Origin of the sequence: Brevibacterium sp. LS14 (assembly GCF_012027885.1) — a bacterium.
In the GTDB taxonomy this organism is placed as follows: Bacteria; Actinomycetota; Actinomycetes; order Actinomycetales; family Brevibacteriaceae; genus Brevibacterium; species Brevibacterium casei.
In genome coordinates this window covers 92,985-112,182 of the sequence record NZ_SJXG01000011.1, presented here as the reverse complement: position 1 = coordinate 112,182, position 19,198 = coordinate 92,985, and the positions used below count along the sequence as shown (strand labels likewise).

General features: G+C 67.7%; 19 protein-coding genes. 4 read left to right on the top strand and 15 right to left on the bottom strand.

Going from position 1 to position 19,198, the window contains the following annotated elements:
• Nucleotides 1–25 precede the first annotated feature (25 nt).
• Nucleotides 26–1,231 carry a DEAD/DEAH box helicase family protein gene (locus tag EZE58_RS02035; RefSeq protein WP_240941052.1) on the bottom strand — a complete coding sequence of 402 codons (1,206 nt, stop codon included), beginning with the start codon at nucleotides 1,229–1,231 and terminating at the stop codon, nucleotides 26–28.
• Nucleotides 1,232–1,558: 327 nt separating this feature from the next.
• Between EZE58_RS02035 and EZE58_RS02030 the strand changes: the two genes are divergently transcribed.
• Nucleotides 1,559–2,773 carry an AMP-binding protein gene (locus tag EZE58_RS02030; RefSeq protein WP_063249228.1) on the top strand — a complete coding sequence of 405 codons (1,215 nt, stop codon included), beginning with the start codon at nucleotides 1,559–1,561 and terminating at the stop codon, nucleotides 2,771–2,773.
• Nucleotides 2,774–2,864: 91 nt separating this feature from the next.
• A complete protein-coding gene (locus EZE58_RS02025) occupies nucleotides 2,865–3,797 on the top strand; it encodes a 1,4-dihydroxy-2-naphthoate polyprenyltransferase (RefSeq protein WP_119296364.1) in 933 nt (310 codons plus the stop codon).
• Between the two features lie 82 nt (nucleotides 3,798–3,879).
• Here the strand turns inward: EZE58_RS02025 and EZE58_RS02020 are convergent, their stop codons facing one another.
• Nucleotides 3,880–4,206, bottom strand: coding sequence for a DUF4229 domain-containing protein (locus tag EZE58_RS02020; RefSeq protein WP_009380541.1), 327 nt, complete (start codon nucleotides 4,204–4,206; stop codon nucleotides 3,880–3,882).
• Nucleotides 4,207–4,363: 157 nt separating this feature from the next.
• Here EZE58_RS02020 and EZE58_RS02015 point away from each other — a divergent pair, with 157 nt between their 5' ends.
• Entirely contained in the window at nucleotides 4,364–4,795 is a 432-nt protein-coding gene (locus tag EZE58_RS02015; RefSeq protein ID WP_009380543.1) for a PLDc N-terminal domain-containing protein, read from the top strand.
• Between the two features lie 8 nt (nucleotides 4,796–4,803).
• Here EZE58_RS02015 and EZE58_RS02010 read toward each other — a convergent pair whose 3' ends face one another.
• Complete coding sequence (locus tag EZE58_RS02010) at nucleotides 4,804–5,355, bottom strand: MarR family transcriptional regulator (RefSeq protein WP_040342412.1); 552 nt, start codon at nucleotides 5,353–5,355, stop codon at nucleotides 4,804–4,806.
• 57 nt (nucleotides 5,356–5,412) lie between these two features.
• Here EZE58_RS02010 and EZE58_RS02005 point away from each other — a divergent pair, with 57 nt between their 5' ends.
• Nucleotides 5,413–6,135, top strand: a complete 723-nt coding sequence (locus EZE58_RS02005; RefSeq protein ID WP_063249232.1) for an SDR family oxidoreductase — start codon at nucleotides 5,413–5,415, stop codon at nucleotides 6,133–6,135.
• 358 nt (nucleotides 6,136–6,493) lie between these two features.
• Here EZE58_RS02005 and ccsB read toward each other — a convergent pair whose 3' ends face one another.
• The 12 genes from ccsB to EZE58_RS01945 form a co-directional block, all read right to left on the bottom strand.
• Nucleotides 6,494–7,513: a c-type cytochrome biogenesis protein CcsB gene (gene ccsB, locus EZE58_RS02000; RefSeq protein ID WP_009380547.1), complete on the bottom strand. Its 1,020-nt coding sequence runs from the start codon at nucleotides 7,511–7,513 to the stop codon at nucleotides 6,494–6,496.
• 105 nt (nucleotides 7,514–7,618) lie between these two features.
• Nucleotides 7,619–9,271 carry a cytochrome c biogenesis protein ResB gene (locus EZE58_RS01995; protein ID WP_009380549.1) on the bottom strand — a complete coding sequence of 551 codons (1,653 nt, stop codon included), beginning with the start codon at nucleotides 9,269–9,271 and terminating at the stop codon, nucleotides 7,619–7,621.
• Nucleotides 9,271–10,026, bottom strand: a complete 756-nt coding sequence (locus EZE58_RS01990) for a cytochrome c biogenesis protein CcdA (RefSeq protein ID WP_040342424.1) — start codon at nucleotides 10,024–10,026, stop codon at nucleotides 9,271–9,273. Before EZE58_RS01990 ends, EZE58_RS01995 begins: the two co-directional genes overlap by 1 nt.
• A 5-nt stretch (nucleotides 10,027–10,031) precedes the next feature.
• The gene (locus tag EZE58_RS01985; protein WP_009380553.1) at nucleotides 10,032–10,628 is read right to left on the bottom strand and encodes a TlpA disulfide reductase family protein; all 597 of its coding nucleotides are present in this window, start codon (nucleotides 10,626–10,628) and stop codon (nucleotides 10,032–10,034) included.
• Nucleotides 10,625–11,266, bottom strand: a complete 642-nt coding sequence (locus tag EZE58_RS01980) for a histidine phosphatase family protein (protein WP_009380560.1) — start codon at nucleotides 11,264–11,266, stop codon at nucleotides 10,625–10,627. The genes EZE58_RS01985 and EZE58_RS01980 overlap by 4 nt, the downstream gene beginning before the upstream one ends.
• Entirely contained in the window at nucleotides 11,266–12,633 is a 1,368-nt protein-coding gene (hemL, locus tag EZE58_RS01975; RefSeq protein WP_009380561.1) for a glutamate-1-semialdehyde 2,1-aminomutase, read from the bottom strand. Before hemL ends, EZE58_RS01980 begins: the two co-directional genes overlap by 1 nt.
• Nucleotides 12,630–13,097 carry a MarR family winged helix-turn-helix transcriptional regulator gene (locus EZE58_RS01970; protein ID WP_009380562.1) on the bottom strand — a complete coding sequence of 156 codons (468 nt, stop codon included), beginning with the start codon at nucleotides 13,095–13,097 and terminating at the stop codon, nucleotides 12,630–12,632. The genes hemL and EZE58_RS01970 overlap by 4 nt, the downstream gene beginning before the upstream one ends.
• Entirely contained in the window at nucleotides 13,094–14,077 is a 984-nt protein-coding gene (gene hemB, locus EZE58_RS01965; protein ID WP_009380563.1) for a porphobilinogen synthase, read from the bottom strand. Before hemB ends, EZE58_RS01970 begins: the two co-directional genes overlap by 4 nt.
• 1 nt (nucleotide 14,078) lies before the next feature.
• Nucleotides 14,079–15,698, bottom strand: coding sequence for a uroporphyrinogen-III synthase (locus EZE58_RS01960; protein WP_238614638.1), 1,620 nt, complete (start codon nucleotides 15,696–15,698; stop codon nucleotides 14,079–14,081).
• On the bottom strand, nucleotides 15,695–18,187 hold the full coding sequence (gene hemA, locus EZE58_RS01955; RefSeq protein ID WP_100227532.1) for a glutamyl-tRNA reductase: 2,493 nt from the start codon (nucleotides 18,185–18,187) through the stop codon (nucleotides 15,695–15,697). Before hemA ends, EZE58_RS01960 begins: the two co-directional genes overlap by 4 nt.
• On the bottom strand, nucleotides 18,184–18,876 hold the full coding sequence (locus EZE58_RS01950; RefSeq protein WP_009380567.1) for a redox-sensing transcriptional repressor Rex: 693 nt from the start codon (nucleotides 18,874–18,876) through the stop codon (nucleotides 18,184–18,186). Before EZE58_RS01950 ends, hemA begins: the two co-directional genes overlap by 4 nt.
• A 58-nt stretch (nucleotides 18,877–18,934) precedes the next feature.
• Nucleotides 18,935–19,180: a glutaredoxin family protein gene (locus EZE58_RS01945; RefSeq protein WP_009380568.1), complete on the bottom strand. Its 246-nt coding sequence runs from the start codon at nucleotides 19,178–19,180 to the stop codon at nucleotides 18,935–18,937.
• Nucleotides 19,181–19,198 lie beyond the last annotated feature (18 nt).

The window sequence follows — 19,198 nt, the reverse complement described above, 5'->3', positions numbered from 1 at the left end:
TTCCATCCTCGGAGGGCCTCGACCCCTATCCAGCGACCGACGCGCCCAACCCGACTACACTCTCAGCTGCGAAGAGCCCCTTTGCCTTCGAGTCCTCCACGTAGATACGCGGTGTTGCCGTCATATACAGGCGTTTCTTCGCGCGAATGAATCCATCATTGTGTACACGCACAAAGGCGGAGTCGTCGGCTCCTGGCTGGGAAATGCCAGTGGTGCGGTGGGCTTCGTCGCAGATGATCAGGTCGAAGTCCGGCAAACCCTTTTCGAATGCGCCCATTCCGGGAAGTCCGGCTTCACCGCGCTGAGAACCCTGTTGCTGAGCTTGGTGAATGACGTCGATTGACTGGTAGGTGGAGAACACCACGCTGATTGACTCGTCACCGGTCGAGATATTGAAACGTGCCGCTAACTTGTTCGGGTCGGTCGTGGCAGGGAATCCGAGGTCGTGAACCGACACATCTTCAGACTGCTTCTGCCCCACAGAGGTATCCGAGCACACAGCGAAAGGGCGCAGATTCACGTTTGCCTGTGCCGTCCACTCGTTCAACGTCTGCTGCAACAACGCAATAGACGGCACGAGGAAGAGGACGCTGCCACCTGCTGGGACATACTGCTCGACCAGAGACAATGCAGTGAATGTCTTTCCTGTACCGCACGCCATGATGAGTTTTCCACGAGAATGAGTGGTGAAGCCGTCGATGACGTCGTCAATCGCTTCACGCTGGTACTTACGAGGTTGTTTGCCAGGCTTGGCGGTCAGTTCGTGGGGACGGTCGAGGTCGAAAACGGACCAGTCGATAGTGGACTCAGCGAAATCGCGCAAACGGATACGCTGGACTTCCTTCGTCTGCCCCGCCAGGGCAGCTTCGGCATGAGATGACCATTGGTCGGTCGATGACACGATCATGCCCCGAGCGAATGGCTCCTTACCGAGTTCGGTGAAGAACGAGTCAATGTGGTGTTTCTCGAGCTTACGCTCGGGATCGTAGAACTTTGCTTGGATCGCGACGAGTTCACCTGTGTACCGGTCTTCGGCGACGAGATCGATGCCGGTATCAACCCGCCCTGCACGGCCTGGCCAGTGTTGCCATCGCCAGACCTTAGAAAACTGGTCTGCATACTTCGGTTCCGTTTGGAGATAGGACTCGAGGAGTTCCTCGAACTTTGATCCCTTGTCGTGCTCGCTCGTCGCGGAGAAGTAGAGGCGGTCAAACACCTCGTCAAAAGCCATAGCCGTCATATAGACGATTATGCCTGCTTTGAAAGGCCTTTTCGTCAGTGAAAACCACGATCTTCATAACAAGTCGCCGCCCACGACGTGGATGAGCATCAGGCTCGATAGACACCGCCCCCTGGGCACAACCGGCTTGGAGGGTGCGACAATGGAATCACTAGCCCCTCAGCATCTTCACAGTCCGCATAGAGTCCGCAAGAGAGTCGCAAATGACCAACTTCAGTCAACATAGCCAACGCTATAACCACTGGTCAGCTCTAGTGTTCAAACACTGCCAACACCAGTCAACGCCAGTCCAGGCGTTCCCCTGGTACTACTGAGCCCGTGGCAGAGCTGACCCCAGCACAGCTGCCGGAGGCGATCGACCGGGCCCTTGCCGGGGAGTCGATCCTCCTCCTGCCGACCTCCCGGACCGGGTCCATCGCCGAGGCGGACCCCGCCCTCTGGCGCGGAGACGGACCCTCCCCCGCCCTCATCCTCCACACCTCGGGGTCGACGGGGGCAGCGAAGGCCGTCGCCCTCTCGTCCGAGGCCCTGACCACCTCGGCGCGGGCGACGGAGCGCTTCCTCTCCGGTCCCGGCCGCTGGTACCTCACCCTGCCGGTCAACCACATCGCGGGCTTCCAGGTCGAAATGCGCGCGCGCCTGGCCGGGGAGGACCCGGTCCGCTCGACCGCCGCCTCGTTCACCGCAGCGAACTTCGCCGAGGACGTCCGGGCGCTCGTCGCCCGCGGAGGCGAGCGCCCGCGGTACACCTCCCTCGTCCCCACGCAGCTGCACCGGATCCTCGCCGACCCCGCGGCCACCTCGGCGGCTGCGGACTTCACGGCGATCCTCCTCGGCGGATCCGCGATCTCCCCCGCCCTGCTCGAAGGAGCGGAAGCGGCGGGGCTGAAGATCGTGCGGACCTACGGGATGTCGGAGACCGCGGGCGGGTGCGTCTACGACGGCCGACCCTTCGACGGCGTGGAGGTGAGCATCACCGAGGCCGGCACGATCGACCTCACCGGACCCGTCGTCGCCGACGCCTACGTCGCCATCGCCGGGGACGGTGCCCTCACCCCGATCGACTCCCCGGCCCTCGTGGGCACGGGTGCGGGGAGGACGATCCGCACCTCCGACCTCGGGCGGATCGATAACGGGGTGCTCAGCGTCCTCGGCCGCGTCGATGACGTCATCGTCTCCGGCGGGGAGAACGTCTCCCCGCACGCCCTCGAATCCGCCCTCCTGCCGGCCTGGCAGGGCCACGGCATCGCCGAGGTGCTCGTCACCTCCGTGCCCGATGCGGAGTGGGGCCAGCGGATCGTCGCCCTCGTCCGCCTCGGCGAGGCAGCCTCGGAGGCGGTGCGGGCACGATCGGGATCCCCCACCGGACTCGGTGAGGTGCTGCGCGGCCTCGTCCCCCCGGACACGGCGGGAATGCTTCCGCGGGAGGTCCTCGTCGTCGATGAGATCCCCGTCCGTTCGATCGGCAAACCCGACCGCAGACAGGCCGCCGAGGTGGCCCGGGCACGGCTGCAGATGCTCACCGAACCGTGACCGATCGATGACCGGAGGGAAATTCCCGATCAAGTGAACTCTCGGTAATATGAGACGGTTCAACCAACCCGGAGGAAGGTGTCCGACCCCTATGGCAACTGCCGCGCAGTGGATCTCCGGCGCGCGACTGCGGACGCTGCCGCTCGCACTCGCCCCCGTGCTCATCGGCACCGGAGCGGCGATCGGAGCGGTCGGGGGCTTCACGTCGTTCATCATCGGCGACTACACGAACGACGGGCACGAGCACTCGTTCTCGGGGATCGTCTTCAAGGGCTTCCTCGCCCTCCTCGTCTCCCTGTTCCTCCAGATCGGCTCGAACTACGCCAACGACTACTCCGACGGCGTCCGCGGCACCGACGATGTGCGTGTGGGACCTGTGCGGCTGACGGCGACCGGTCTCGCCGAGCCGTCAGCGGTCAAGCGCGCGGCGTTCATCTGCTTCGGCATCGCCGGTCTCGTCGGAATCGCGCTCGTCCTCATCTCGCAGGCGTGGTGGTTCCTCCTCGTCGGGGCCGCGGCTGTGGCCGCCGCGTGGTTCTACACCGGCGGGACGCGGCCCTACGGGTACCTCGGACTGGGCGAGGTGTTCGTCTTCATCTTCTTCGGTCTCGTCGCCACCCTCGGCACGATGTGGATGCAGGTGGGAGCCCTGACCCTGAGCGGGTGGACAGGGGCCGTCTCGATCGGGCTGCTCGCCTCGGCGGTGCTCATGGTCAACAATCTTCGCGACATCCCCACCGACACCGAGGCGGGGAAGATCACTCTCGCCGTCCGCCTCGGCGACCATCGCGCGCGCATCGCCTACGCGATGCTCGTCCTCACACCCTTCGCGCTCTTGGCTCTCGCCATCCTCGACGGGCACCCTGCTGTGGCGCTTGCGGTGCTTGCTCTCGTGCCCGCGCTCTCAACGCTGAAGACCGTGCTCAGCGGGACGACCGGCGAAGGGCTCATTCCGACGATCAAGTCGACTGGGCTCACGGCACTGTGCTTCGCGGCGCTCATGGCGCTCGGTCTCGCGCTCTAGTCGATCTCTGCGGCGGGAAGCCGCGGACGGCATTCGTGCTCAGCGACTGAGTGCCGAGCTCGGCGGCGGAGCTGTGGGAGTCTCAGGCTCCCGATTCGGGCTTCTTGGCTTCTGACTTCGTCTCAGTCGCTGCGGCCTCGTCGGCGGCGTTCTCATCGACGAGGCTGTCCTCGAACGACTCATCGGCGCCCTTGCGCTTCTTGGACTTCCTGCGGTTGGCGAGCCGGTGCTCGATGTCGCCGGCGACCTTCGCCCGCATCCCACCAAGCGCGAGGTAGCTGATGAGTGCGCCGATGAGGATCGCCGCGACGGCCATGACGAGAGTGAACCCGAGGAAGGGTTGGAGAAGCAGCCCGACGGCGACGATGATGCCGAGCCGGGCGAGGGTGTAGATCCAGAAGCTGCGCATTGCACCCATTCTAGTCGGGTCAGCCTGCGTGGACTCTCAGAACCGCGCGCGGCCGTCCGGGGTGCAGCCGTGCACCGGTGATCGGGCAATGCGTCCTGTCGAAACTCATCACCCCCTGACTGAGCGGGTCTTCAGGTTGGTCGACTATCCTTGATCCATGGCTCGAGTACTCATTGCCGGGATAGTCCTAGCGGCAGCGATCACACTGTACGGACTCTTCGACTGTCTGCTGCGCGATCGGAGTCTCGTCCGAGTCCTGCCCAAGCCCGTCTGGGCGCTCATCATCCTCATCATCCCGATCATCGGCTTCGTCCTCTGGTACGTGTTCGGGCGCGGTTCCGAGGCCAGGCCCGACCCCTCGCCGAGGCGCAGCGGACCCACCGCCCCCGACGACGACGAGGACTACCTCCGCCAGGTCGACCGCGAGGTCAAGCTCGGCAAGCATCGCCCCCGTGACGACGAGCCGACCGACTCCGAGACCCCTCCCGGGGACACCCTCGATCCCGAGGACCGTCCCGACGACCCGGACTCCGAGGACGAGCACGGCTCAGAAGGCTCCAAGGGAGAGGGCCGCGGCCACACGGGCTGAGGCCGGCGTCAGTCGCGGGTGCCGACCTGTCCTGGGTTGCCATCACCTTGAGCGCCGAGCACCCTATGGAGATGTGCGAGCAGACGTCGGAGTGACGCAGCCAGATCATCACGCTCATGCTGTGGGAGACCCGCAAGCAGCCCTTCCTCGTGGCGCAGGACGGCCTCGACCAATTCGTCACTGACCCGCCGCCCGCGGTCGGTCAGCTCGACTTCCGCGACTTTCCTTCCAGGCGCGGTCACACGGCGCACGTACCCTTGCGCCTCTGCACGATCGACCCTCTGCGTGATCGCCCCCTTGGTGATGAGCGATGCTCTCGCCAGCTCACCCGTCGACATCCGATACGGCTGTCCTCCGCGCCGCAGTGTCGACAGCAGATCAAGCGTGGCCGGATCGGCATCGTGTCGCCTCAGCAGTCGATTCCGGTCATCTCCGAGCAGTTTCGACGCATGCCAGATCCGCGTCACGATGCCGATCGAGTCGCCCGGCAGGTCGGGGCGTTCGCGTGCCCAAGCACCGGTGATCGAATCAGCAGCGTCGCCGGGGTTGTCAGAGCTCATGTCTTCAGCCTACCGTGTTTAGATCTAAACGTTTAGATCTGAACGGAAGGACTGACCATGCCACGCACAATCGTCATCACTGGGGGCGGAACCGGGATTGGCCGCGCCTGCGCAGAACGCTTCGCACGGGAGGGCGAGCACGTCATCATCACCGGGCGGCGCCGGAGCGTCCTCGAGGCTACGGCTCGGGAAGTCGAGGGTGACATCGTTGTGAGACCCGTCGACGGCACCGATTCCGGCCAGGTCGAACGATTCGCAGAACAGCTGGAAGCCGTTGACGTCCTCATCAACAATGCCGGGGGCAACACCGATTTCGAACGCCCGCGACCCGCCAGCCTCGCCGACATCGCGGCGGCATGGCATGCGAACCTCGACGCCAATCTTCTCAGCGCCGTGCTCATGACAAGCGCTCTTCTGCCGAGCATGCGCGAGAACGGTCGCATCCTGTCGATCGGATCCATCGCCGCCGACAAGGGCGCGGAGTCCTACGGTGCCGCCAAGGCCGGAATCGCGTCATGGAACATCGGCCTGGCGCGCGAGGTCGGCGCCCGCGCAATCACCGCCAACGTCGTCTCTCCGGGATACATCGCAGACACGGAGTTCTTCGGTGACAACCTCACCGACGAGCGCCGGGCATCGCTCATCGACGCTGCGATGACGAAGCGCGCCGGGGCTCCGGAGGACATCGCAGAGACCATATGGTTTCTCGCATCGGCCGGCGCCGGTCAGATCACCGGCCAAACGTTCGCCGTCAACGGCGGAGAGCAGCCGACGCGCTGACTTCTGCCCGATCGAGTGCCTTCTGTGTCCGTCAGGCGCAGCGCACAAGGCCGGGACACAGAGCTGAGACCATGGGGCCATGGTGCTGGCCGTGACGGCGCTGCCCACCCCTGTATCACCCAAGACCCCACTTGTGACCCCAGTTGTGGTCGAAGAACCGAGGCCAAAACGCGAAAATGGCCGATCTGGCTCGGTCTTCCGACCGCACACGGGGTGGCGGCCACCGGCCACCGGCCACCGCTCCCGCCTCGGCGCGAACCAACGCAGTTGTGGTCGATATACCGAGGCCGAAACGCTCAAACGGCGTTTCGGCCTCGGTTTATCGACCACAAACGGTCTCGGTAGGGAGGAGAGAGCCTCACCCGAGCCCGGAGTAGGAGTGGAGTCCGTTGAAGTAGACGTTGACGACGGTGAAGTTGAAGATCACCGAGGCGATGCCGATGAGGTTGAGGACGGCGACCTTCGTCGGACCCCAGCCGCGGGTCGCGCGGGCGTGGAGGTAGGCGGCGTAGATGACCCAGACGACGAAGGTCCAGATCTCCTTCGTGTCCCAGCCCCAGTAGCGGCTCCAGGCGACCTCGGCCCAGATGGCGCCGGCGATGAGGGTGAAGGTCCACGTGATGAAGCCGACCGCGGCGAGCATGTAGGAGGTGCGCTCGAGGTCGGTGCTCGACGGCAGGCGGCGCATGAAGCGCAGCAGTTTGGGATCCTTGTCCTCGCTGACGGTCTTGAGGATCTGGAAGACGGCGAGGATCGCGGAGATCGAGAGCAGAGCGGTCGAGAGGATCGCGATCGGCACATGGATGGCGATCCAGTAGGAGTCGAGCGCCGGGATGAGCTGCGCCGCGGGCGTGTAGAACACCGTGATCGCCAGGCCGAGCGAGAGTAGCACCGCACCGGAGAGGAAGGTCCCGAGGTAGCGGATGTCCTTGCGGGTGAGCACGATGAGGTAGACGATGACGGTGATGGCCGTCGCCGTGAGCACGTACTCCATCATGTTGCCCCACGGCACGCGCATCACCGAGAACGTGCGGGTGAGCACCGAGGCGACGTGGAGGATGATGGCGAGGACGAGCAGCGAGGTGCCGATGCGGGCGCCGCGACGGGCACGGCCCTTGAGGTCCTCGGCACCGCCGGACGCCGACCCGGAGCCGGAGTCGTCACCGGCACCCGGCCGATCGAGCAGAGCTGTCGCGGTCCGCCTGTTGGTGCGTCTGACGGTGCTCGGCTTCGCGGCGACCGTCGCACCTTCGGAGCGCTTGAGCTCACGTCCGCCGAAGAGGTCGAAGGCGTAGAAGATCATCGCAACGGCGTAGACGACCATCGCGGAGACGATGAGCTGGTTCGACCACATCGCCAGATCAAGGTTGACGTCCATGATTCCTCCGCACCGTGAGGTGCTCAATTCCTAGCGTTGTCGGACTGCCGTGCTCGCTGCAGGGCAGCACACGGACACGATTCTACTCCCTGTAGTAGGCCCGGCTCATCTTTCCCTGTCGTCATCGTCGTCGCGGCTCTCGCTGCCGAGGTCCTTGGCGAGTTCGCGCGCGGCGCGTTCGACCATCGGATCCTCGCCGCGGGCGAGCGCCGCCACTTCGACATCGGCGCCCTTGATCCGCACCCACATGCGCCGGCGCGGGATGAACAGGGAGAGTCCGAGGCCGATGAGGACGAGGGCGGAGCTGATGAACATGAGCGCCTGGGTCGGGTCCTGGGAGATGTCGACGGCGATGAAGCGCTTGACCCCGTCGAACGTCACCGAACCCCCATTGGGCAGCTGCTGCGTCTCCCCCGGAACGAGCTGGATGACGAGCGGATCGCCTGAGGCATCGGTCATCTGCGTCATCCTCGAGGCGTCGAGGGTGTACACCGACTGCGGCACCCCCGAATCGAGGCCGAGATCACCGGTGTACCCGCTCATGACCAGGTAGGGATTGCGCAGCTCTGCGAAGTTCGAGACGAGGTCGCCCTGCTCGTTCTGCGTCGCCGTCGGCAGCAGGACGCCGACGAATCCCATCTGCTCACCCGCGGCATCGGGAACCTTGATGGCCCCCTCCGAGGTGTAGCCGGGGTCGCCGTTGGCGGGGATGAAGACCTGTGGGCCGGAGCGCACGACCTTGCCCGTCGCGTCCCGCACCGTCACCTCGGGAGCGTACCCGTTGCCGGTGAGGTAGATGCCGGTGTCGGCGACGCGGATGGGTTCGTTGACCTTGAGCGTCTCCGTCTTCGACTTCCCGTCCACCGTCGAGGTCACCTGCGCTTCGAAGGTGCGGGGCTGACCGAACTGGTTGCCGAGGGCCTGGTCGTCGAAGGTCGCTTCGAAGTCGTCGAGGGTGAGGCGGAACTGGGGAAGATTGTCGGGATCGTAGTAGGTGCCCGGATCGAAGGAATCGTAGGCGACGAGGGAGTTCGTGAACGTGTCCCCCTCGACGAGGACGCGCTGACCCTCGTACCCGAAGAGCGATCCGATCGCCATGGTCAGGGTCGTCATGAGGACCGCGATGTGGAAGACGAGGTTGCCGGTCTCGCGCAGGTAGCCGCGTTCGGCCGCGACATGGTCACCGTAGCGGGAGGTGCGGTAGCCGAGCTTCTTCAGCCGGGCCTGCGCGGCGTCGAGGAACTCCTCGTCGGTGAGTTCCCCGTCCTCGACCTCCGCCGAGGTGAACGCCACGTATCCGGGCATCCTTCCCAGCCGCCGCGGTCCCTTGGGAGGCGCGGAGCGCATCGCCTTCCAGTGCTGGCCGGCGCGTGGGACGATGCATCCGACCAGCGAGATCATCAGCAGCAGGTAGACCGCGGAGAACCAGATCGAGGAGTAGACGTCGAACATTCCGATGGCGTCGAGGAAGCCTCCCCACGCCCCGTTCTCGTCGAGGAAGGTGTTCACCCGCCCCGGATCCTGGATCCGCTGCGGCAGCAGTGAGCCGGGGATCGACGCGAGCGCGAGGACGAGGAGGAGGATGAGCGCCACGCGCATCGTCGTCAGCTGCCGCCACGCCCACCGGCACATGCCGATGAAGCCGAGCTGCGGTTGGGTCACAGCGGTGCGATCCGGGCCCTTCCCCGACGCGGGCGCCGTCGGGCCTGCGTCGCGGCCGCCCGCGGTCGTCGTGTTGTCAGCAGTCTTGTCTGCCACTAGATCACCACTTCAAATCCGTAGATGAGTCCCTGCAGGGAATTCATCCACTGGTTCCACAGTCCGATGGCCATGACGAAGCCGAGCGCGATGAGCAGGGCGCCGCCGATGCGCACGATCGTCGTCTGGTGCTCGCGCACCCAGGAGAGGCGGCCGGCACCCTTGTGGATGGCGATCGCCAGGAAGATGAAGGGGATGCCGAGGCCGAGGCAGTAGACGAACGCGAGGAAGGCGCCGCGCCACAGCGTTCCGTCGGAGCCGAAACTCAGCGACATCGTCAGCACGGCTGAGAGCGTGGGCCCCACACAGGGTGCCCACCCGATCGCGAACGTCGCTCCGAGCACCGGCGCACCCCAGAGTCCCGCCTTCGGCTTCTTCTGGATCCGCCGTTCCCTCTGGAGGAACCCGAAGGCTCCCATGAAGACGAGCCCGGCGATCATCACTCCGACGCCGAGGATCCGGATGACGATGTCCTGCCATTGGGAGAACAGGGCGCCGAGGGCGGAGAAGCCGGTGCCGAGGATGACGAAGACGATGGTGAACCCGAGCACGAAGAGCGTGATCCCGAGGACCACGCGCCACGTCTCCTTGTCCTTGAGGGAGGACCCGCTCAGTCCCGTGACATAGCCGACGTAGCCGGGCACGAGCGGGAGCACACACGGAGAGACGAAGGAGACGAGTCCGGCAAGCGCTGCGGCACCGGCCGCGAGCAGCAGAGGACCGGTGAGCACCGCCTGGGCGAAGTCCGCCCCGATCCCACTCACTCCGCCAGCACGTCCTCGATGAGTCCCCTGAGAGTCGACTCGTCGACGGCGCCGACGACACGGGCCGCGGCACGGCCCTGCGCGTCGAGGATGACGGTCGACGGCGTCGCCTGCGGCGGCAAGACACCGGAGAGGAGGGCGACCATGTCACCGTTCGAGTCGATCATGTTCGGGTACGGGATCTGGTAGTTCGCGATGAACGCGCTCGCCTCGGGCTCCTGGTCCCGGACGTTGACGCCGATGAACTGTGCCCGGTCGGCGAACTCCTCGGAGACGGCTTTGAGGTCGGGGGCCTCCACTCGGCAGGGCGGGCACGCGGCGTACCAGAGGTTGATGACGGCGGGCTTCGGGCGGATGTCGGCCAGCGACATCTGCGTGCCGTCGATCGTCGTGAAGCTCAGGTCGAGCGGTTCGCCGCGGTCTTTGAACGGCACCTGGGAGACGACGCCGGATCCGGAGACGTACCCCTGATCGGATCCCGCCTGGGCGGCGAGGTCGTCGTTCTCGCTGCACGCGCTGAGGACGAGCGCTGTGCCTGCGACGATGCCGGAGAGGACCGCTCGTCGGCCGAGGGGCCGGTTGTCGCCGATCATGCTCCTGCCACCGCGTGGCCGGGCTGGAGATCCGCGCAGATGTTCTCGTAGCTCACGGATACCAGTGTGGACGAGTCGAATGTGAAACTCGTGACAGAGGCCAGAGCGCATTCGCGTTTGCGCGGGTCGTGGACGAGGGAGCGTCCTTCGCCGGCGAGCCTGGCCATCCAGATCGGAAGCTGATGGGAGACGACGACGGCCTCGGCGTCCTCGCCGTGGGGTGCGAGCCGGGCTCGGAGGCTGGCCATGGCCGCCTGCATCCGCAGCACGATCTGCCGGTAGGGCTCGCCCCACGAGGGGATGAGCGGGTTATAGAGGCGCACGAGGTTCTTCGGTTCGCTGAGCTTGCGTGCCGAGAGCTTCTGCCCCTCGAACGAGTTCGCCGCCTCGATGACGCGGTCGTCGGTGGTCACCGGCAGACCGAGGCGCTCGGACAGCGGGGCCATCGTCTGCTGCGCGCGCAGCAGCGGGGAGGCGACGAGCGCGACGGGCTGCGTGTCGGCCTCCGCGAAGTGCTCACTGACCCGGCGCGCCATCTCGTGACCGCGCTCGGTCAGCCCGAAGCCGGGGATCCTGCCGTAGAGGATGCCCTCGGGGTTGTCGACTTCGCCGTGGCGGACGAGGTGGATCGTGCTCATCACGCCTCCTGGCCGGCGGGCTTATCGGGCACCGCGGCGGCGGCCTTCGCGGCGGCCGGCAGGGCCGCGATGATCCGCTCGAGGATCTCGTCGGTGTGGGCGTAGGAGAGGAACCACGCTTCGAAGACACTCGGCGGCATGTGGATGCCCGAGGCGAGCATCGAGTTGAAGAACGCCGAGTAGCGCTCGACGTTCTGCGCCCGGGCGTCGTCGTAGTCGACGACCTCGCGGTCGGTGAAGAAGACGGAGAACATCGAGTTCGCCGACTGGATCGTGTGGGCCACCCCCTCGGCCGCGAGCGCTTCGGCGACCGCGGGACGGAGGATGTCGGCAGCCCGGCCGATGTGCGAGTAGACGTCGAGGTCGGTGGTCAGCCGCAGCGTCGCGAGTCCCGCTGCCGTGGCGACCGGATTGCCCGAGAGCGTGCCCGCCTGGTAGACGGGACCGGCCGGAGCGAGGTGGGCCATGACGTCGGCGCGACCGCCGAAGGCCGCGGCGGGGAATCCGCCGCCCATGACCTTGCCGAACGTGAAGAGGTCGGCCGGACCCTCGGGGTAGCCGAGCGTCTCGGATTCGTAGCCGTACCATCCGGCGGCGGAGACGCGGAACCCGGTCATCACCTCGTCGCTGATCATCAGCGCACCGTGCGCCTTCGTGAGTTCGCGGATCGTGTTCGTGAAGCCGTCCCGGGGCGGGACGACGCCCATGTTGCCGGGACTCGCCTCGGTGATGACGCAGGCGATGGAGTCCCCGTGTTCGGCGAAGACGGCGCGCAGGCCCTCGGCGTCGTTGTAGTCCACGACGATGGTGTCCTCGGCCTGGGCCCCGGTCACCCCCGGCGTGTCGGGGAGGGAGAAGGTCGCGAGCCCGGATCCGGCCTGCGCGAGCAGCGAGTCGACGTGACCGTGGTAGCAGCCGGCGAACTTGACGACCTTGGGTCGGCCCGTGAAGCCGCGGGCGAGGCGGATCGCGCTCATCGTCGCCTCGGTGCCCGAGGACACCAGGCGCACCTCCTCGACGGGGTCGACTCGGGAGACGATCTCCTCGGCGAGTTCGACCTCACCGACGGACGGGGTGCCGAAGGAGAAGCCCTTGACGGCGGCCTCCTGGACTGCGGCGAGGACCTCGGGGCGCGAATGGCCCATGATCATCGGCCCCCACGAGCCGATGAGGTCGATGTAGTCGTTGCCGTCGGCGTCGCGCAGCCAGGCCCCCGTCGCCGAGGTGATGAAGCGCGGGGTGCCTCCGACCGCCCGGAACGCCCGCACCGGCGAGTTCACCCCGCCGGGGATGACGCGTTCGGCTCGGGTGAAGAGCGCCGCCGATTCGGTGGTCGGCTGGTTCGCGGTGGTCCGGGTCTCGGTCATGAGTTCTCCTTCGCCCTGAGGTGCCGGGTGACCTTCGTGAAGATGGTTCCGAGTGTCGCCATCTCCTCGGGTTCGAGCAGGTCGACGAGGTTGTCGCGCACGCTCTCGACGTGCGTCGGGGCGGCCGAGACGAGGAGGTCCCATCCTGCGTCGGTCATCGCACAGCTCACGCCGCGACCGTCCTCGGGGATCGGGCACCTCGCGAGCAGCCCCTTCTTCTCCATTCTCGCAACACTGTGGGTCAGACGCGAACGCGACATCGTCGTGTCCGCGGCGAGCTGCGCCATGCGCAGCGAGCGGTTCTCGCTCTCGCTCAGGCGCACGAGGATCTCGTACTCGGGCAGGCCGATGCCGAAGTGCTCGCGCAGGTCGGCTTCGACCTGGGTGTGGAGCAGCTGGCTGCCGGTGAGGTACTTGCGCCACGACTTCTGTTCGGCGGTCGAGAGCCAGCGCGGTTCGCTCATCGTCGGCCTCCCGTCAGCTGCCGGGCGACCTCGGTGGCCCAGTAGGTGAGGATCGCGTCGGCTCCGGCGCGCTTGAAGCCGATGAGGGACTCCTCGATCGCCCTCTCCCGGTCGATCGCCCCGGCCGCCGCGGCGAACTCGATCATCGCGTATTCGCCGGACACCTGGTAGGTCCACACGGGCACCGGGGACTCGGCGGCCACCTCGGCGAGGACGTCGAGATAGGGCTGGCCGGGCTTGACCATGACGATGTCCGCGCCCTCGGCAAGGTCGAGGTCGAGTTCGTGCATGGCCTCGCGGCCGTTTGCGGGATCCTGCTGGTAGGTCTTGCGGTCGCCCTTGAGCTCGGAGTCGACGGCTTCACGGAAGGGCCCGTAGAACGCCGAGGCGTACTTCGCGGTGTAGCCGAGGACGACGACATCGGTGAAGCCGTGGTCGTCGAGGGCCTCCCGGCACACGGCGACCTGGCCGTCCATCATCCCCGAGAGACCGACGACGTGGGCACCGGCGCGGGCCTGGGCGACCGCCATCGACGCGTAGCGCACGAGGGTCGCGTCGTTGTCGACGCGGCCGGTCTCGTCGAGCACGCCGCAGTGGCCGTGGGAGGTGAACTCGTCGAGGCAGAGGTCGGCCATGATGACCGTCTCGTCGCCGAACTCATCACGCAGCAGTCGCAGCGCCCGGTTGAGGATGCCTTCGGGATCATCGGCCTGTGACCCGGTCTCGTCGCGGACCTCGGGGATGCCGAAGAGCATGAGCCCGCCGACTCCGGCCGCAACCGCTTCGCGTGCGGCGTCGAGGAGCGAGTCGAGGGTGTGCTGGACGACCCCCGGCATGCCCGAGAGCGGCGCGGGCTGGCTGAGGGACTCCTTGACGAACATGGGCAGGACGAGGTCGGCCGGATGGAGCCGCACCTCGCTCACGAGGCGGCGCATCGCCGGTGTCGAGCGCAGGCGGCGCGGACGGATGATCGGTGCCATGTCAGGCCTTCTTTCTCCGGCGTTTCTGGCTGGGGCGCATCGGGGTCTGCCCCGCGGCGAGGTCCTCATCGCGCATCGTCGTCGCAAACGCGACGAGTCCGTCGATGAGGGAGGTGAGGTTGGCCTCCTCGGCGAGGACGTCGACGCGCAGGCCGTGCTCCTCCGCGGTGTTCGCCGTGGCCGGTCCGATGCAGCAGATCACCGAGGTGGCCGCGGGCTTGCCGGCGATGCCGACGAGGTTGCGCACCGTCGACGACGACGTGAAGAGGAACGCGTCGAAGTCGCCGGCCTTGATCGCCTCCCGGATCGGCGCCGGCGGCGGGGAGGCGCGAACCGTGCGGTAGGCGGTGACGTCGTCGACGTCCCAGCCCTTCTCGAGCAGGCCGGCCACGAGCACCTCGGTGGCGATGTCGGCACGCGGCAGGAGGACGGTGTTCATCGGGTCGATGTCGTCGACGTAGTCCGGCCAGGAGGCGGCGAGTCCGCGGGCGGAGTGCTCGCCGTCGGGGACGAGGTCAGGGGTGATCCCCCAGTCGAGCAGCGCCGCGGCGGTGCGTCCGCCGACGGCGGCGACCTTGACACCTGCCAGGGAGCGGGCGTCGAGGCCGAAGTCCTCGAACCACATGCGCACGGCGCGCACGGCATTGACCGAGGTGAAGCCCACCCATTCGTAGGATCCGTCGACGAGGCCGCGGATCGCCTTCTCCATCTGCGTGGGGGTGCGCGGCGGCTGGACCGCGATGGTCGGCACCACGGTGCCGACGGCGCCGAGCTCGGCGAGCGCCTCGGCGGTCGAGGTCCCCTGCTCCTTCGTCCGCGGGATGAGGACCTGCCAGCCGAACAGGGGCTTGGTCTCGAACCAGCTGAGCTCTCCGCGGTCCTCGACGCCCTGGCCCATGATGACGACCATCCGGTCCCCGGCGGACCGGCACAGGGCTGCGGCCTGGCCGAGGGTCGTCTCCACCGTCGTCTGCTCCGTCGTCGAGATCCCCCAGCCGACGAGGACCTTCGTCGTCTCGTCCCAGCCGTCGGCGAGCAGGGCGCGGAAGGCCTCTTCGTGCTCGGCGGCAGTGCCGGTGAGCACGTGCGTGGTGTTGCGGTGCTTGGACACGTCGACGTGGGTCTGCGGGCCGGACTCGATGTAGCGCACCGAGCGGACGCGGTTCGTCGTCAGCGGAGTGCCCGTGTAGGCGGCGGTCGCCGCGGACAGGCCGACTCCGGGGACGATCTCGACGTCGATGCCGGCCTTGCGGCACACGGCCGCCTCGGTGGTCGTCGTCGTGAAGAGGAGTCCGTCGTCCGAGCTCAGGCGCACGACGGTCTTGTCGGGGCGGGCGAGGTCGGCGAGGCGGCGCCCGCGGGTCGAGGCGGCCTGGCCGAGTTCGGCGGCGTCGATGACCTCGGCCGCCTGCGGGACGTAGGCGGTGACGATCTCTGCGTGGACCTGGGCGTCGTAGACGACGAGGGAGGCGTCAGCGAGGATGTCAGCACCCCGGGCGGTCATCAGTCCCGCCTCCCCGGGCCCGGAGCCGATGAAGACGACGCGTGGGGCCACCGGCAGCAGCCGACGGGGCTGGACCTGTCCCGTCGGCGCTTTCTCCGGCATCTCCGCGCTGCTCATGCGCGCCCCTGGGACGACGATTGGGCGGCGGCCTTGACGGGGGTGAGGTGGTCCGACGACTGCGCAGGGTCGATGTCGAGTCGGCGCAACAGGTCCTCGGCGGCGGCGGTGCCGAGTTCGTCCGCGACACGGGCGATCTCCTTGCCCGCGACCTTGAGCGCTTCGTCGTCGCGGGAGGAGAGGTCGCCGTCGACGACGGGCAGCGGCGCGGACATCCGGGTGCGGGCGATGGTGCCGTCGTCATCGGCCATCATCGCGGTGACGACGACCTCTTCGCCCTCGATCGTCGCAAGGGCCCCGATCGGGGCCGAGCAGCCGGCTTCGGCGCGGGAGAGGATGGCCCGTTCGCAGGTCACGGCGAGGTCGGTGGCCTCGTCGTGGAGGCGGCGCAGGGCCGTGCGGATGGCGACGTCGCCGGCCATGAGCTCCTCGTCCTGGGTGAACGGGCTGTCGGCGCCGCGGGTCTCGATCGCCAGCGCCCCCTGTCCGGGAGCGGGAAGCATCGTGTCGAAGTCGAGGAGGTCGGTCGCCTCGGCGAGGCGCCCGATGCGACGGACACCGGCTGCGGCGAGGACGACGGCATCGAGGCGGCCGTCGCGGACATGGGCGATGCGGGTGTCGACGTTGCCGCGGACCCCGCGGACCTCGATGTCGGGGCGGGCGGCGCGCAGCTGGACGGCGCGCCTCGGCGAACCGGTGCCGACGACGCTGCCGGCGGGCAGCTCGCTCAGGCTGAGGCCGTCGCGGCCGATGAGGACGTCGGCGGGATCGACGCGGGGCGGGATCGCTGCGAGCTGGATGCCCGGCTCCGGCGTCGTCGGCAGGTCCTTGAGCGAATGGACGGCGACGTCGATCTGGCCCTGGTGGAGGGCCTGGCGCACGGCGGAGACGAACACGCCCGTGCCGCCGAATCCGGCGAGCGGGGACATGTTGACGTCGCCTTCGGTGACGACCTCGACGATCTCGACCCGCCAGCCGGTCAGGGCCGCGATCTGGTGGGCGATCGCCGTCGACTGCGAGCGGGCGAGCTGGGAGCGGCGGGTGCCGAGTCGGATCGTCCGGCCCGTCGGATGCTCGGGTTCGACGACGTCGAGGGTGTGGTCGGCGACGGGACGGAGTCCGTCGGCTTCGATGTGCTCGGGGCTCGAGGCCTTCGCGACCTTCGTCTCCGGGGTCGCCTTCGCGTGGGCGACCTTGATCGTCGGCAGGTCGAAGAGCTGGATGAGGGCCTGGGCGTAGTCGACGTCGGAGTCGGAGACCGCGAGCTCCTTGACCTTGACGGTCGGGGTGTGGATGAGCTTCTCGGCCACACGGTGCAGCGACTTGCGGATCTCGGCGAAGACCTTCTCGTCGACGGATTCGCCGATCTTCTTCTCCAGGCGCTCGGTCTCGGCGGCGATGACGTCCTTGGCATGCGTGCGCAGGGCGGTGACGGTGGGGGCCACGGCGCGTTCCTTCGCCCCGGACTCGAGCTTGTCGGCCTCCTCGGCGATGATAGCGCGCACGGCTTCGACGGTCTCGACGACGGCGGCGTCGCGTTCGTTCGCGGAGCTCGTGAGCAGATTGCGGATCTCACCGAGGCCGAAGAGGGCGACGTGTTCGAACTCGCGCACGCTCGGGTCGATGTCATGCGGCAGGGCGAGGTCGATGAAGGCCTTGTTCGCCGCGGACTTCGAACTCTGCGAGAGACCGGCGACGATGTCGTCGCGGGTGACGACGACGCCGCGGGCGCCGGTGCAGGAGATGATGAGGTCGGCGTCGGCGATCTCCTCGGCGAGTGTCCGCGGAGTGAGCTCACGGGCACGGCCGCCCACCTCGGCGATGAGGCGTTCGGCCTTCTCGATCGTGCGGTTGAGCACGGTGAGGTGGTTGACGCCCTCCTTGTGGAGGCCTGCGACGACGAGGCCCGACATCGCACCGGCCCCGATGACCAGCGCGTTCGCCGCGCGCAGCGAACCGATGTGGGCCTGGGAGGCCTCCAGGGCGGCACCGAAGAGGGAGCGGGCCACCTGGTCGAGGCCGGTCTCGGAATGGGCTCGCTTGCCCACCCGCAGGCTCTGCTGGAGGGCATGGGAGAGGTCGGAGGTCAGGGCTCCGGCCGCCATCGAATCGGTGAACGTCGAGCGCAGCTGACCGAGGATCTGGGCCTCGCCGATCGCCATCGAGTCGAGTCCGCAGGCGACCTTGAGGAGGTGCTGGAGGGCCTGGGAGTCGTAGTGGGCGTAGAAGTGCCCGGCGATGTCCTGCCATTCCTTGTCGATCGAGGACACGAGTGCGTTGCCGAGGTCGGCGAGCCCGCCGTGGAAGGCGGAGACGTCGGCGATGAGTTCGAGGCGGTTGCACGTCGAGAGGACGGCGAGACCGTCGACGCTCGCACCGCCGAGGGCGTCGGTCCGCAGACGGTCGACGTCATCGGTGCCGAAGGCCAGGGCGTCGAGCATGTCGATCGGCGCCGACTGGTGGGAGATGCCGAGAACCAAGAGAGTCAATTGCTGTGCTCCTCAACTGGAGTGCCGGCGTTGTCATCGAGCGCCGAGTAATACGCGAGTACTTGCAGCTCACTGGCCAGATCCACCTGTCGGACCCGCACGGAGTCCGGGGTCTCGAGCACTGTGGGTGCGAAGTTGAGAATGCCGCGCACGCCGGCGTCGGCGGCGATGCGCGCCGCCGCCGGTGCCGCGGAGGCGGGAACCGCCATGACCACGAGGTCGATGTCATCGGGCCAGGTGGCGAGTTCGCTGAGGTCGGAGACGGTGAGCGCTCCGATGGTGGTGCCGATCTTCGCCTCGTCGACGTCGAAGATCGCTGTCAGCCGCAGGCCCCGGCCGCGGAAGCCGGCATAGTCGGCGAGCGCGGAGCCGAGCCGTCCGGCGCCGATGATCGCCACGCTCTGAGCGCGGTCGAGGCCGAGGAAGGACCGCAGCGTCGCCGCCAGCTCCGCACACGCGTAGCCGACGCCGCGGCGTCCGGGACGGCCGAGCTGGGAGAGGTCCTTGCGCAGGATCGACGGGGAGACGCCGCTGCGGCTGGCCAGCGCCTCCGAGGACACGGTGGTCTGGCCGGTGGCCGCGATCGTCTCGACCGTCTGGAGGTAGATCGGGAGTCGGGAGATGACGCGCTCGGGGACGTCCTTGCGAACGACACCCTCGATGCTGCCCGCGGAGAGAATCTCGCCCACTGGACCGTGTCACTCCTTCACTCTGCTCATGCGTTCCGGGATGCGGCCGCTGGGCGCCTCATGCGCCCAGCGCCTCGAGCGCCCGGGACAGCCTGTCCCGGTCGACCCGGTGGAAGCTGTGCTGTCGTCCTTCGAGGAGCACCACGGGGACGTCCCAGCCGTACCGGCCGGTCAGCTCCTCGTCGGTGTCGATGTCGATCTCGGTCACGGTGACGTCCCTGCCGGACACCACCTCGGCGACGGTGGCCTTCGCGGTCTCGCACAGGTGGCAACCGGCGCGGGTGAGGAAGGTCAGCTCGACCACGACACACTCCTGTTGTGA